This window comes from Rhodoferax sp. LS1R11 (assembly GCF_056521395.1).
On sequence record NZ_JBWMAW010000015.1, the window covers coordinates 61,173 to 75,042 of the forward strand.

General features: G+C 58.0%; 12 protein-coding genes. 3 read left to right on the top strand and 9 right to left on the bottom strand.

Features of this window, described 5'->3' with window-relative positions; all coding sequences use genetic code 11:
* Positions 1-7 precede the first annotated feature (7 nt).
* Positions 8-1,483 carry a MocR-like pyridoxine biosynthesis transcription factor PdxR gene (pdxR, locus tag AC097N_RS16680; protein ID WP_479582977.1) on the top strand — a complete coding sequence of 492 codons (1,476 nt, stop codon included), beginning with the start codon at positions 8-10 and terminating at the stop codon, positions 1,481-1,483.
* Positions 1,484-1,518: 35 nt separating this feature from the next.
* On the opposite strand, the gene AC097N_RS16685 is transcribed toward pdxR, so the two are convergent.
* Positions 1,519-2,814 carry an NAD(P)/FAD-dependent oxidoreductase gene (locus AC097N_RS16685; protein WP_479582979.1) on the bottom strand — a complete coding sequence of 432 codons (1,296 nt, stop codon included), beginning with the start codon at positions 2,812-2,814 and terminating at the stop codon, positions 1,519-1,521.
* Between the two features lie 7 nt (positions 2,815-2,821).
* Positions 2,822-3,745: an agmatinase gene (speB, locus tag AC097N_RS16690; RefSeq protein ID WP_479582981.1), complete on the bottom strand. Its 924-nt coding sequence runs from the start codon at positions 3,743-3,745 to the stop codon at positions 2,822-2,824.
* 227 nt (positions 3,746-3,972) lie between these two features.
* Between speB and AC097N_RS16695 the strand changes: the two genes are divergently transcribed.
* Positions 3,973-4,863 (top strand): DMT family transporter, encoded by an 891-nt coding sequence (locus AC097N_RS16695; protein ID WP_479583077.1) that lies wholly within the window; start codon positions 3,973-3,975, stop codon positions 4,861-4,863.
* Between the two features lies 1 nt (position 4,864).
* Here AC097N_RS16695 and rraA read toward each other — a convergent pair whose 3' ends face one another.
* Positions 4,865-5,386, bottom strand: coding sequence for a ribonuclease E activity regulator RraA (rraA, locus tag AC097N_RS16700; RefSeq protein WP_479582982.1), 522 nt, complete (start codon positions 5,384-5,386; stop codon positions 4,865-4,867).
* 273 nt (positions 5,387-5,659) lie between these two features.
* On the opposite strand from rraA, the gene AC097N_RS16705 reads away from it, so the two are divergent.
* The gene (locus AC097N_RS16705) at positions 5,660-6,124 is read left to right on the top strand and encodes an SWIB/MDM2 domain-containing protein (RefSeq protein ID WP_479582984.1); all 465 of its coding nucleotides are present in this window, start codon (positions 5,660-5,662) and stop codon (positions 6,122-6,124) included.
* Between the two features lie 54 nt (positions 6,125-6,178).
* Here the strand turns inward: AC097N_RS16705 and AC097N_RS16710 are convergent, their stop codons facing one another.
* The 6 genes from AC097N_RS16710 to AC097N_RS16735 all read right to left on the bottom strand — a co-directional run bounded on the left by AC097N_RS16710 (position 6,179) and on the right by AC097N_RS16735 (position 13,835).
* Positions 6,179-7,165, bottom strand: coding sequence for a peptide ABC transporter ATP-binding protein (locus tag AC097N_RS16710; protein WP_479582985.1), 987 nt, complete (start codon positions 7,163-7,165; stop codon positions 6,179-6,181).
* Complete coding sequence (locus AC097N_RS16715) at positions 7,162-8,136, bottom strand: ABC transporter ATP-binding protein (protein ID WP_479582987.1); 975 nt, start codon at positions 8,134-8,136, stop codon at positions 7,162-7,164. Before AC097N_RS16715 ends, AC097N_RS16710 begins: the two co-directional genes overlap by 4 nt.
* Positions 8,137-8,158: 22 nt before the next feature.
* Entirely contained in the window at positions 8,159-9,094 is a 936-nt protein-coding gene (locus AC097N_RS16720) for an ABC transporter permease subunit (protein WP_479582988.1), read from the bottom strand.
* A 15-nt stretch (positions 9,095-9,109) separates the two neighbouring features.
* Positions 9,110-10,138, bottom strand: a complete 1,029-nt coding sequence (locus AC097N_RS16725; protein ID WP_479582990.1) for an ABC transporter permease subunit — start codon at positions 10,136-10,138, stop codon at positions 9,110-9,112.
* Positions 10,139-10,241: 103 nt separating this feature from the next.
* Entirely contained in the window at positions 10,242-11,831 is a 1,590-nt protein-coding gene (locus AC097N_RS16730; protein ID WP_479582992.1) for an ABC transporter substrate-binding protein, read from the bottom strand.
* Between the two features lie 279 nt (positions 11,832-12,110).
* Complete coding sequence (locus AC097N_RS16735) at positions 12,111-13,835, bottom strand: thiamine pyrophosphate-binding protein (protein WP_479582994.1); 1,725 nt, start codon at positions 13,833-13,835, stop codon at positions 12,111-12,113.
* Positions 13,836-13,870 lie beyond the last annotated feature (35 nt).

Genomic DNA, 13,870 nt, shown 5'->3' on the forward strand with positions numbered 1-13,870 from the left:
CCACTTTATGCTCTCCGAACTCTTGCTGACGGATATCGCGCAACTGAGCCTGCAAACCAAGTTGCCACTGCACCGTCAACTGTATGAGGCGCTGCGCCGTGCCATTCTGGACGGCAAGTTGGCGGCCGGGGATCGTCTCCCCTCCAGCCGCGAACTCACCCAGGACCTAAAGATGTCGCGCAACACGGTAGTTGCCGCCCTCAATCAACTCGGGGTTGAGGGTTATCTGGTCAGCCACGTGGGCAGCGGCACCTATGTGAACAAGAGCGTACCCAAGCCTGCGATTCGCAGGCACCACGCACCCGACAATCAGGAAGTGAAATTATCCAGGCGCGGGGAGGCCATCACCTCCCTTTTCTGCGCCAATCAACTCGAAATTCAGCCGTTTACCCCCGGCATGGCGGACTTCAGTGCTTTTCCTGTCGCTTTGTGGCAGCGTCTGCAGAACAAACATTGGCGAAAAACCTTCCCCGATATGCTGGACTACAGCTACTCAGGCGGCTACGGTCCGCTGCGGCGAGCAGTTGCCGACTATTTGCGGGTATTCAGAAGCTTGCCACTAGCGGTTGAGCAGGTCATCATCACCAGCGGAACCCAACAGTCACTGGAGTTGTGTGCGCATCTCCTGGCTGACCACCATGACACGGTGTGGGTGGAGGACCCGGCTTACTGGGGCGCTGTCAAAGCGTTCATGGCCACCGGTCTCAAACCCCATCCTGTATCGGTTGATCAACATGGAATTGCCCCACAACCCGGGGACGAAGCCACGCCTGCGCGCCTGATTTACGTGACGCCATCGCACCAATATCCCACCGGCGCGGTGATGTCACTGGCCCGCAGGCATCAAGTTCTTTCCATTGCCCGCAAGCACAAAGCCTGGGTACTGGAGGACGACTATGACAGTGAGTTCCGGTTCAGCGGCCCTCCAATCTCATCGCTGGCAGGGTTGGATACGGACGAACGCGTGCTTTACATGGGGTCGTTCTCAAAGGTGCTCTACCCCGGTCTCAAACTGGGCTATCTGGTTGTTCCCAAAGGGCTGGTGACATCGTTCAAGCAGGCGCACTACGACCTGAATCGGCCCGGCCAGATGCCACTGCAGGCCGCTTTGGCGGAGTTCATTGAGATGGGGCACTTTGCCAGCGCCCTGCGCAAAGCCAGGCAAAGCTACGCCGAGCGCAGGCGCTGTCTGCTTGAAGCGCTTAAACCCTGCCTGGGTGCACAGGCCCAAATCACCGGGGCAGAACAGGGATTGCACCTGTGTCTGCGTCTGCCTGAGGCACTTGATGACAAGGCGTTGGCAGACCGCATCAACCAGTCGGGCCTGACCGTGCGCGCCTTGTCGGTTTATTGCCTCAAGCGCACCGACGCCAAAGGCCTGGTGATTGGTTATGGCTACGCACCGCTTGCTGAAATCGAACGGTGTGGCCCGATGCTGGCACAGGCTGTGTTGACGGCACTCCAACGGCTGCCGCCAGAATAAAGTCATCCGGCCCCCTGGCTGGGGGGATCTCAGAGTCAATCGCGCAGCCGATGAAACAACATGCCCAGCGCCAACGTTGGCATGCGCAGCAGCGCGCCCCCGGGAAATGATCGATGCTGCAAGCGGGTGAACACATCCAGGCGCCTGGCCTGGCCTGAGACTGCCTCAGCCACCAGGCGACCGGCCAACCCAGCCAGGGCAAGCCCATGACCACTGAATCCCTGCAGGTAATACAAGTTGTCGCCCAAGCGTCCAAAGTCGGGCGCCCGGTTCATGCTGATATCGACAAAACCGCCCCAGACATACTCAACAGGTACCTGCTGCAGTGCCGGAAACACTTGCCTCATGCGTGCCGTCATCACACCCTGCAGATCAGCAGGCGTGCGGGTGGTGTAACTGACCCGTCCACCGAAAAGCATGCGATGGTCAGCGCTGAATCGAAAATAGTCCAGCACAAAATTGTTATCGCATACGGCCGCATTGCTGGGTATCAGGCGCCGGCAAAGCGCCGGGTCCATGGGTGCAGTGCCCACGATATAGGTCCCCACCGGCATGATGCGTGGCGCAATCTCGGGCGCCACACCCGGCCCGTATTCGCCCAGGGTGCAATTGCCTGCCAAAACCCCGAACTTTGCGGTCACCCTGCCCTGGCGGGTGCAAGCGATCAGGCTCGCGCCACGCCGGATATCCACCACGGGAGAGTGCTCGTAAATCTGCACGCCCAGCGCGCGTGCCGCCTCAGCCAGACCCAAACCGTACTTCAGAGGGTGCAAATGGCCCGATACCCGGTCATAGGCCGCGGCGCAGTAACGCGGGCTTTCGATGTGGGCCTGGGTTCTCGCACCGCGAAAAAAATCGCAGGTGAATCCATAGTCGCGCGCCATCGACTGCATGTCGTCCTCCAGTGCACGTGCCTTGCGCGCAGAGTCGGCCACATACAGGTACCCATGAACACGGTCGCAATCGATGCCAAACTGCGCAATCCGTTCGTCGATCAACGCAATGGCTTCAACCGACATGTCCCAGGCCAGGCGTGCATCAGCCCGGCCCAGTTGCTGCTCAAACGGCGCCTGTCCGCTGGCAAATCCGACGATGGCCTGCCCGCCATTGCGACCCGAGGCGCCGCTGCAAACCCGGTCAGCCTCCAGCACCACCACACGCAGGCCTTGTTGCGCCAACTCAATAGCCGCCGACAGCCCCGCAAAACCAGCACCGACCACCACCACATCGGCGCGGATGTCCCCTTGCAGTGACTCTGCCAGTGGCCCACGCACCACGCTGGCTTCGTAATAGCTTTGACGGTTGAGTTGGGTGTCGGAATTGAGTAGCACGGACAACTCACCACGCTGAGCGCTTGGCCACCTGACCGCACAGGTAGGTCCAGACGAATGTCGCCGCCGCATGGCTGGTCAACTCCGCATGGTCGTAAGCGGGTGCCACTTCCACGCAGTCCATGCCGACCATATTCAAACCTGCCAACTCTTCAAGAAAAGTCAGCACCTGTGAGCTCGTCATGCCACCAGGCTCGGGCGTGCCTGTTCCGGGCGCGAAGGCCGGGTCCAGACAGTCAATGTCCAGCGTCAGGTAGCACGGCCGGTTGCCCAGCCGTTCCCGAATGGCGGCAATGTGCGGCTGCAGCCCCACCCCATCAAGACCGCGCAGTTGCCGCGCGGTGTAAATCAAGCCCCCCTGGTCTTGAACATACTCACGTGCCGCCCGCTCCCCACTGGAGCGCAGACCGATTTGAACCGTGTGCCGGGGGCTGACCAAACCCTCTTGAATGGCCTCATAGGTCCAGGTCCCGTGGCCGGAGGGCTCGCCAAAATGATCGGTCCAGGTGTCGCAATGCGCATCAAAGTGCACCAGTGCCAGTTCGCCATGTTGCGCATAGGCGGCCCGCAAGAGTGGCAGGGTAATGGAATGATCGCCCCCCATAAAAACACAATGGTGTCGGGCCATTTGGGTAGCCGCCTGGGCCTGGATGTGTTCGCGCACGTCAACCAGAGGCGATGCGTTGGGCAGGCGCATGTCATGCCCGTCCCCCAAATGCTCAACGGGTGAGGCACCAAAAAATGGGTGCAGGCCATCACACAGCATCAGGCTGGCGCGACGGATCTCCTGGGGCCCAAACCGGGCGCCCGGCCGGTTGGTCACTGCGCCATCAAATGGCACGCCAATCACCGCAAAGGGTTGCACGTCAAGCTCTGCCGATGTCAGAAAGCGGTTGCTGTTGTTCGCGTAGGCGAAATGACCCATACCCATGAACTGACCTCTTGTTGGTAGATATCAAAGGTACCTCAGTTTCAAGCACTGGCTGGTACCAATTTGCGCTTCGGGCACTGAGCCAATACACCCCGCAGCAGAGGGCGCCTATCAGGCATGATTCAGGCCTCTCATTTTTCAGACAAACGACTCCCGTGGCGCACTCTCCGACCCCTTCGCAAAGCACCTCCCATCGCCTCACCGCTTATTTTCTCCTCGCCTTGAGCATGTCTCTGGTGGGCAGCTATGTGGCCTTGTCCAAGCCGCTGGTGGCGGCGCTGCCGGTTTTTTTGCTCGCCTGGTTGCGCTTTGGCATCGGGGTGCTCGCCATGCCCCACTGGCTGAAAAAGCCACCCCATGAGGCACTGATGAGCTTGCAGACCAAAAAGCTCGTCTTTCTGGAGTCCCTGCTGGGCAATTTCCTTTTCTCCATCTGCATGTTGTATGGCGTCAGCATGACGAGTGCGGTGTCAGCGGGCGTGATCATGGCCGCGATCCCAGCGGCCGTCGCGCTGATGAGCTGGTTTTTCCTGCGCGAGCGAATTGGGCTTCGTGTCTGGGCTGCCATTGCATGCGCTGCCTTGGGCATTGGACTTTTTTCGCTATCAAAAACAGAGCTGCCTGCGCACGCTGTACCTGGGCTAGAGGCTGATTTAGCTCAAAAAAATATGATTTTTGGCAATCTGCTGGTGTTTGGCGCTGTCCTGTGTGAAGCCGCCTACGCCGTCATCGGCAAAAAGCTCACGGGTGCTCTGAGCCCGAAACGCATCACTGCGCTCATCAACCTGTGGGGTTTTGTTTTGATGACACCCCTGGGCCTCTACATGGCCTTGTCATTCGACTTTGGCGCGGTGGTGCCCGGCACCTGGTTGTTGCTGGTTTTTTACGCGCTGGCCGCGAGCGTCTGGACGGTGTGGTTGTGGATGACCGGCCTGAAAACCGTACCCGCCGCCAAAGCGGGCGTCTTTACCGTGATGCTCCCTATTTCGGCGGCCTTGGTCGGCGTCTTTGCTTTGGGCGAGACATTGCAAGGCTCCCAGCTGCTGGCATTTGGCATCGCGCTGCTGGGGGTGATGCTCGCCACCCTGCCCGCCCGTGGACTGGCGAAGCCGTCCTGAATCAGACCAAAGACCTGGCGCTGACCACCATGCCATCTTCATCGGCATAGAGCCAGTCGCCCGGGCGAACCCAGACACCCTGAATCTGCACGTCCAGGTCCTTTTGCCCCTGGTTGCGTTTCTCGGTGGGCAACGGCATGCTGGCGAGTGCCCGGATACCTATGGGGTCGGCAGCCAGTTCTGCCACGTCGCGCACGCAACCGTCGATGACCACGCCTGCCCACCCGTTTTTGACGGCCGCGGCTCCCAGGTTGCCGCCCAACAAGGCGCGGCGCAAGGAGCCACCACCATCTACCACCAGCACCTTACCAATCCGCCCGGTGGGCGTTTCTTCGAAACCAATGGAATCCACCGCGGCTTTGACAAGTGAATTGTCTTCAAAGCATTTCACGGTCACGACCGGTCCGCAGAACTTGCGCAGCGCGCCAAAATCACGAAACACCGGTGGCAACACCCTGAACTCTGTCGGGGCGTCGTTTTTATGGGCATCGCAGAGGTCGCAGGTTGAAAATTGTGGGTTCATCGTCCGGGTCCTTGAATTGAAATAGTGTGTTGTGGCGGGATGTTAACGGAGGCACCTGTTGAACTGCGTGAACACCGCACAGCGACGAGATCGGCCTGCATTTGCGGTCCAGAGTGGGCAGCAGTTGATTTACCCACGGGAAAAACAACATTTACCAATGAAATATGCGTTTTTTCCCTTGGAGACGCACCCATTCTCCAGTAGCATCCGCTGTGCCAGTGAAGAAGCAGTTTTTTGCTGGTGATTAATCAACTTCTAGAAGGACAATAAATCATGGCAACTGCGAAAAAAGCACCGGCAAAAAAAGCTGCTCCCGCAAAGAAAGTAGCACCGGCAAAGAGCGCTGCGCCTGCAAAAACTGCAGCACCAGCCAAGAAAGTAGCCGCCAAGGCAGCAGCCCCAAAGGCCGTACCCGCTAAAAAAGCGGCACCTGCCAAGAAAGCCGCTCCGGCCAAAAAGGCAGCTGCACCAAAAGCCCCCGCCAAAAAGCGGACCGCCAATGCAGCGTTCATGAAGGCCCTGACGCCTAGCGCCGCTCTCGCGGCTGTCGTGGGTGCAACCCCGCTGCCACGCACTGAAGTGGTGAGCAAGCTGTGGACTTACATCAAAAAGAACAAGCTGCAAGACGAAGTCAACAAGCGCATGATCAACGCCGACGCCAAGCTGAAAGAAATCTTCAGCAAAGCCCAAGTGTCCATGTTCGAGATGGCTGGCCTGATCGGCAAGCACCTCAAATAATCAGCGGTTGCTGGATACAAAAAGCCGACACAAGTCGGCTTTTTTCGTTTGTATTCAGCGTAAGGCTGTTGGCGTCAATGACTCCGCATGGTGGCAGGCGATATGACGCCCCTCCAGCGATCGCAGCTCAGGCACTTCAACCGTGCATCGCTGATCCGCGTAGGGGCAGCGCTTATGAAAAGAACATCCTGACGGTGGGTTCAAAGGACTGGGCAATTCACCCACAATTTTGATTTTTTTCTGCCGCTGATGGGAATCGATTGATGGCGTGGCCGACAGCAGCGCCTGCGTGTAGGGATGCATCGGCCTGGCGAAGATGAGCGTTTTGGGCCCGGTCTCCACCACCCGTCCCAGGTACATCACCATCACGTCATTGGCCACATGCTCCACCACCGCCAGGTTGTGGGAGACAAAAACGTAAGCCGTGTTGAACTCTTCCTGCAGGTCCATGAACAGGTTCAGTACCTGGGCCTGAATGGACACGTCAAGCGCCGAGGTGGGCTCATCCGCCACCAACACCTTGGGTTGCAGGATCATGGCGCGCGCAATGGCAATGCGCTGACGCTGCCCGCCCGAGAACATATGGGGATAGCGGTGACGGTATTCCGGACGCAAGCCCACGCGCTGCATGATGCTGGTGACCGCATCGGCCCGTTCTTGCGCCGACAGGGGTGTGTTGAGCAGCAAGGGTTCGGCCAACTGCGCCTCTATTTTTTGCCGGGGATTCAGGGACGCATAGGGGTTTTGAAACACCATCTGCACCCGGCTGCGCAAACGCTGGCGCTGGCCCGTGTCTCTCGGGTTGACCAGCTCGCCATCCAGCGTCAAGGCGCCGCCACTGGGGGGCTCCACCAAAGTCAGCTGCCTGGCCAGGGTGCTTTTGCCGCAACCCGATTCGCCCACCACCGCCAGTGTTTTACCTGCCTCCAGGGTGAATGAAACCCCGTTCAGGGCTTTCACCGTGAGTTTGGGCTTCATAAACCCCTGTGACACCTCATAATGACGGGTCAGGCCATCGGCTCGCATGACAACATCACTCATACGCCAACCTCCACGGACAGCGGGAAGAAGCAACGCACCCGAACATCACCATGGGCTTCGAGTTGGGGCTTTTGGGTCATGCATTTTTCTTGAACGGACGGGCAACGCGGCGCCAGCAAACAACCTGCTGGCCGGTCATACTGACCCGGCACAATGCCACCCAGGGTGTTCAAACGTCTCGCACCACGGCTGCGCTCAGGCACAGCCTGAAGCAAGGCATGCGTATACGGATGAGCGGGCCGTGAGAACAGATTAGCCACGGCGCCTTGCTCAACCACCTGTCCGGCATACATCACCGCCACGCGCTGTGCCACTTCGGCGACAACAGCCAGATCGTGGGTGATCATGATCAAGGCCATGCCCTGTGCCTTTTGCAAATTCACCAGCAGGTCCATGATCTGGGCCTGAATCGTTACATCCAGCGCTGTTGTGGGCTCGTCGGCAATCAACAATTTGGGGTTGCAGGCAATGGCAATGGCAATCATCACCCGCTGACTCATGCCACCGGAAAACTGATGAGGGTAGTTGTCCAGACGCCCCCTGGCGCCAGGTATCTCCACCATCTCCAGCAGTTCGATGGCGCGCGATTTGGCCGCCGCACCACGCAGCCCCAGATGCTGTTGCAACACCTCAATCAACTGGAACCCCACCGTAAAGCAGGGATTCAGGGACGTCATGGGGTCCTGAAAGATCATGGCCATGTCCTTGCCCAGGATCTTGCGCCGTTGCGCGTCCGAGATGCGCAGCAAGTCTTTTCCATCAAACTGCAACTGGTCCGCCTCCACCCTCCCCTGTCCTTGCAGCAGGCCCATCAAGGCCATCATGGTGACGGACTTGCCCGACCCGGACTCGCCAACAACGCCCAGAATTTCACCTGGATTGACGGTCATGTCAACGCCATCGACAGCCCGAAAGGCGTGCCCCGACGGTCCGAACTCGACACTTAAATTTCGTATGTCCAACAAACTCATGCTCAGTTCCTGTCACGCTTGATCAAGACGCTGTTTTCAATTTGGGATCGAGGGCATCACGCAGGCCATCCCCCATCAGGTTGATGGCCAACACCGACAACAGAATCGTCAGGCCTGGAAGCGTCACCACCCACCAGGCACGCTCAATGTAATCACGCGCCGAGGCCAGCATGGTTCCCCACTCAGGCAACGGCGGCTGCACACCCAGCCCCAAAAATCCAAGTGCAGAAATCTCCAGAATGGCGGCCGAAAAGCTCATGGTGGCGTGAACAATCAACGGGGCCATGCAATTGGGCAAGACGGTGACAAACATCAGACGCAACTGCCCGGCGCCAGACAAGCGTGCCGCCGTGACGTAGTCTCGACTGAGCTCGGTCATGGCCGAGGCCCTGGAAAGCCGCACGTACGCCGGCAGCGACACCAAGGCAATAGCCACCATCGCATTACGCAGACCGGGCCCCAGAATGGCGATGATCGCCACCGCCAGCAACAGTGCGGGCAAGGCCATCATGATGTCCATCAAACGCATGATCAGACCGTCTGCGACCTTGCCCGAGAACGCAGCCACCAGGCCCAGCGTGACGCCGGGAATCAGGGCCAGCAACACGGAAACCAAACCGACGAGCAAGGACAACCTGGCGCCATGGATCAGGCGTGACAGGATGTCTCGACCCAACTCATCGGTTCCAAACAGGAACTGCGCAGTACCGCCATTCCAGACCGGCGGCTGCAGGAAGTGGTCCCGAAACTGCTCCACCGGGTCATAGGGCGCAACCCAAGGCGCAAAAACTGCCAGCAATGCGACCAGCACCATGAAGGCCAAACCAGCCACTGCGCCTTTGTTTTTCGAAAAACCACGCCAGAATTCGGCCAACGGCGAGGGATAAGCCAGAACCGCTTCCAATTCGGCGTGTGCGGTCAACGCCTGCCCGCTGGCTTTTATATCAATTGCACGCATGTGGGCGGCTCCTGTTTAGCGCTGATGCAGAATGCGCGGATTGGCGACGCCATACAAAATATCGACCAGGAAATTGGTCAATATCACCAGCGTGGCAATCAACAAGATCCCGTTTTGCACCACGGGATAATCACGTCGTCCGATGGCGTCGATCAACCACTTGCCGATACCGGGCCAGGAAAAAATGGTTTCGGTCAACACCGCTCCCCCCATCAGTGTTCCGACCTGCAGGCCGATCACGGTCAGCACCGGAATCAAGGCATTGCGCAAGGCGTGAACGAACACGACGCGTGCTGGCGACAAACCCTTCGCGCGGGCCGTGCGCACATAGTCTTCACGAAGCACTTCGAGCATGCTGGACCGCGTCATGCGCGCAATGACCGCCAGCGGTATGGTGCCCAACACAACAGCAGGCAGGATCAGGTGACGCACGGCATCCCACAAGGCCCCCTTGTTGACCAGCGGATCGGCCAATTCGGCACGCCAGGCGTCAATCAACATGAACCCGGTTTGGGGCGGCACATCAAAGACCAGATCCAGTCGACCCGACACGGGCGTCCACCCCAGCCCCACCGAAAATACCAAAATCAACAACAGTCCCCACCAGAAAATGGGCATGGAGTAACCCGTCAAGGCGATCGTCATGACCCCGTGGTCGGCAAACGTACCCCGTTTGACGGCGGCAATCACGCCCGCCACGAGGCCCACGATCAGCGCAAACATCAAGGCGACGATCGCAAGTTCCAGCGTGGCAGGGAACAAGACCTTGAACTCACTCCACACCGTGGCCTGCGTCTTCAAGGACGCCCCCAGATCACCATGAGCCAACTGGGACAGGTAGTTGAAATATTGAATGGGCAGCGGTTTGTCCAGACCCAGACGGGTCAAGGCGGCAGCGTGGACCGCAGGATCCAGCGTCCTCTCGCCCATCATTACCTCGACCGGGTCACCGGGAATCAGACGAATGAGAGAAAACGTAAGCAGCGTGATTCCGAAAAAAGTGGGAATCAACACGCCCAGGCGCTTGAGAATATAAGCAAACATCAATCAAGCCTTCATAAACAAAGAAGGCAGGACCCCGATCATGTCGAGCGCCCTGCCTGCTGTCGCGTCAATTGCCAGTTTTCAATTCAAACCGTGTGGTTGATTATTTGACGCTGACGCCCTCAAAGTTGTAATCACCAAAAGGGCTGATCTTGAAACCATTGAGCTCCTTGCGCATCGGCTGGTTCACGGTTGAGTGAGCAATCGTGGTCCATGGAAGATCGCGCTTGAACACGACTTGCGCCTTCATGTAAAGGTCTGTGCGTTCTTTCAGGTTCGTGCTGTTACGCGCTTTGAGTACCTGGGCATCAAACTCTTTGCTGCAATAGCGGGCATAGTTGGAGCCGCCAACCGCTTCACAGGTCAACAACACACCCAAAAAGTTGTCCGGACTGGCGTAGTCGCCGGTCCAGCCAATCAAGCCGGTGTCATGCTCGCCAGCTTTCAAACGCTTGAGGTACTCACCCCACTCATATTGGGTGATCTTGGCTTTGACGCCAATCTTGGCCCAGTCAGACTGGATCATCTCTGCCATCAGTTTGGCATTGGGGTTGTACGGGCGTTGCACAGGCATGGCCCACAAGCTCAATTCAAAACCATCAGGATAGCCGGCCTTCTTGAGCAACTCCTTGGCCTTCTCGGGGTTGTAATCAGCGTTTTTCAGGGTCTTGTTGTAGGACCAGAGCGAGGCAGGGAACGGGTTGCTCGCCTCTTGACCTTGACCTTGATACACGGCGTCGATGATGGCCTTGCGATTGATGGCCATATCGAGTGCCTGACGCACTTCGAGTTTGGAAGTCTGGGTTTTTTCAGTGTTGTAGCTGAGGTAACCGATATTGAAACCAGGCGCTGAATCCATTTTCAGGGCCGGGTCAGCGCGCAGACCGGCAATGTCTTGTGGCTTGGGCTGAGACATGATGTGGCACTCGCCCGCCTTGAGTTTTTGCACACGCACCGATGCGTCGGTCGTGATGGCAAAAATCAGGTTGTCCACCAGTACATTCTTGGCGTTCCAGTACTGCGCAAACTTCGCATAGCGAATCTGCGAGTCTTTCTGGTAGCGCTTGAGCAGGAAGGGACCGGTGCCTACGGGCTGCTGGTTGATCATGGACGCCTGGCCGGCGGCCAGCAATTTTTCCGCATGCTCAGCGGACAAGATGGATGCAAAAGGTAAGCCGATCTTGGCCAACATGTCCGCATCCGGGTTTTTCAACTGAAAGACAACCGTCAAGGGGTCAGTCTTCAAAATGGCCGCGATATTCTTGTCCAGACCTGTGTCGGACGCAAACGGAAACCCTGCCGGGTAGGCTTTGTTGAACGGGTGCGTTTTGTCCGACATGCGTCCGAAAGTGAAGATCACGTCGTCCGCGTTGAAATCACGGGAGGGTTTGAAATTCTCTGTGGTGTGAAACTTCACGCCAGGGCGGAGTTTGAACGCGTAGGTTCGGCCGTCTTCAGAAATGGTCCATGACGTGGCCAGGCTCGGTTCGATGTCAGTCCCCCCTTTTTTGAAAGCCACCAGCCGGTTGAACACCGCATGGCCCGCGGCGTCAAACGTCGTACCACCGGTGTATTGTGCGGAGTCAAAACCCTCTGGACTGGCTTCGGAGCAATAGATCAGAGTTCCTGCCGCCTGTACGACGAGACTGGCACCAGTCAGGCCCAAGGCAAGTATCAACTTGTTAAGTTTCATAGCACTCCAATGAATTAAAAGTTGTCAAAACAAAAACATCGTCGCCCATTGTGTTCCACATTGGTGCGGCACCACGTCCAGCCAGGATCAGGAGATACCCTAAGCGCCGGACTTGACGTCCGTCTCCGGCCAAACCCGCTCAAACCAGAGGGCTGCCATTGGCAGAATGCACTAAACGTGCCACTCGAAAAACGGGCAAAACGATGCCGCAATTAAACCTACTTCTCCCATATGAAAATTGGGAATGCGCGTGCACACACCATCAGTTATTGATGCCTACTACTTCTGCAACGCTTGTGCCGTGATGGCAGACAAGGTTCCCCGTGTCGTGATGACTTCCGGGTCGAGCTTGACTTCGATCAAGGTACCCTGGGTCCGCGCAATAGCGGCCAGCAATGCGGGTTCAAACTCAGCAGTTTGAGTGATACGCACGCCTGCATACCCATACGCGAGGGCAAGCGCTGCAAAGTCGGGGTTATGAAGTTGTGTGCCCGTCACATGCTGCGGATACTCGCGTTCCTGGTGCATACGGATGGTGCCAAACATGCTGTTATTGAGCAAGACAATGATGGTCTTGGCTCCGTATTGGACGGCCGTTGCCAGCTCTTGTCCATTCATCAAGAAGTCGCCGTCTCCTGCAATGGTGAAGGCCAGTCGCCCGGTCGTGATAGCCGCAGCAATACCCGCGGGCACGCCGTAACCCATGGCGCCGTTGGTCGGTGCAAGTTGCGTCTTGAAGCCTTTGACCAACCCGTGATGTTGATAAAACCGATGCATCCAGCTCGCAAAATTGCCCGCACCGTTGGTCAACACGGCGTCCTCCGGCAGATGTTTTTGCAAGGTCGCAACAAGGGCTGGCATGTCAATATCACCCGGCAAGACCTGCGGCACGAGGTTGGCCTGATAGTCATCCTGACAAGCTTGTGTCCACGCCTCCCATGCCACAGCCACAGGCGCCGACAACACTTCAAGAGAACGGGCTGCCGCGTTCATGGTGGCATTGATGGCGAGGTCCGCCTGATACACCCGGTTGAGCTCTTCAGCACTGGCATGAATGTGCACCAGCTTTTGCTTCGGCCGCGGCGCTGTCAGCAAGGTGTAGCCACCCGTTGTCATTTCCCCCAAACGCGGGCCAATCGCAATGACCAGATCACTGTCCTTGATGCGCTGTGCAATCCTGGGATTCAAGCCGATGCCCACATCGCCCGCATACTGCGGATGAAAGTTGTCAAACGTGTCCTGAAAGCGAAAGGCATTGCCCACCGGCAGCTTCCAGTTCTCGGCAAAGCGCTGCAGGGCCTGCGCGGCCTGGACCGTCCATCCGCCCCCCCCGGCGATCACAAACGGTCGCTCTGATTTCAATAGCATCTCCCGCAAGGTGCGCAAGGACCCCGGGTCACTCCAGGCTTCAACAGCTGCAACTCGCGGCAGGGCTTGTGGCCATTCGCTGGTGGATGGATGCGCAACCACAGGCTGCGCCAACATGTCTTCGGGCAGCACCAAAACCACCGGTCCAGGCCGTCCGTTCATCGCGGTTGCGAAGGCGCGCGCCACGTATTCGGGAATGCGGTGTGCGTGGTCAATTCGTTCTACACGTTTGGCAAAACCTTTGGTGCTGGGCCCGAAGAAGCTCTGGTAGTCCACCTCCTGAAAGGCTTCCCGATCACGCGTATCGCTGGCTACATCGCCCACAAAAAGCACCATGGGTGTTGAGTCCTGAAATGCAGTATGAACACCGATCGAAGCATTGGTTGCACCCGGTCCGCGGGTGACAAAACAGACCCCCGGTCGTCCGGTCAGCTTGCCGTGCGCCTCGGCCATGAAAGCAGCGCCGCCTTCCTGGCGATTGATGATGAAGCGAATGTCGTCACGGTGAAGGTGAAAGCCATCCAGCACAGCCAGATAGCTCTCACCAGGCACACCAAACGCATGGGTAACGCCTTGGGCGACAAGGCATTCGACCAGAAGATGGCCCGCAATTTTTGAAGAATCTTTTTGAGTCATGTCAGCTATTTTGCCCTTGCAACCCGGCCCATGCT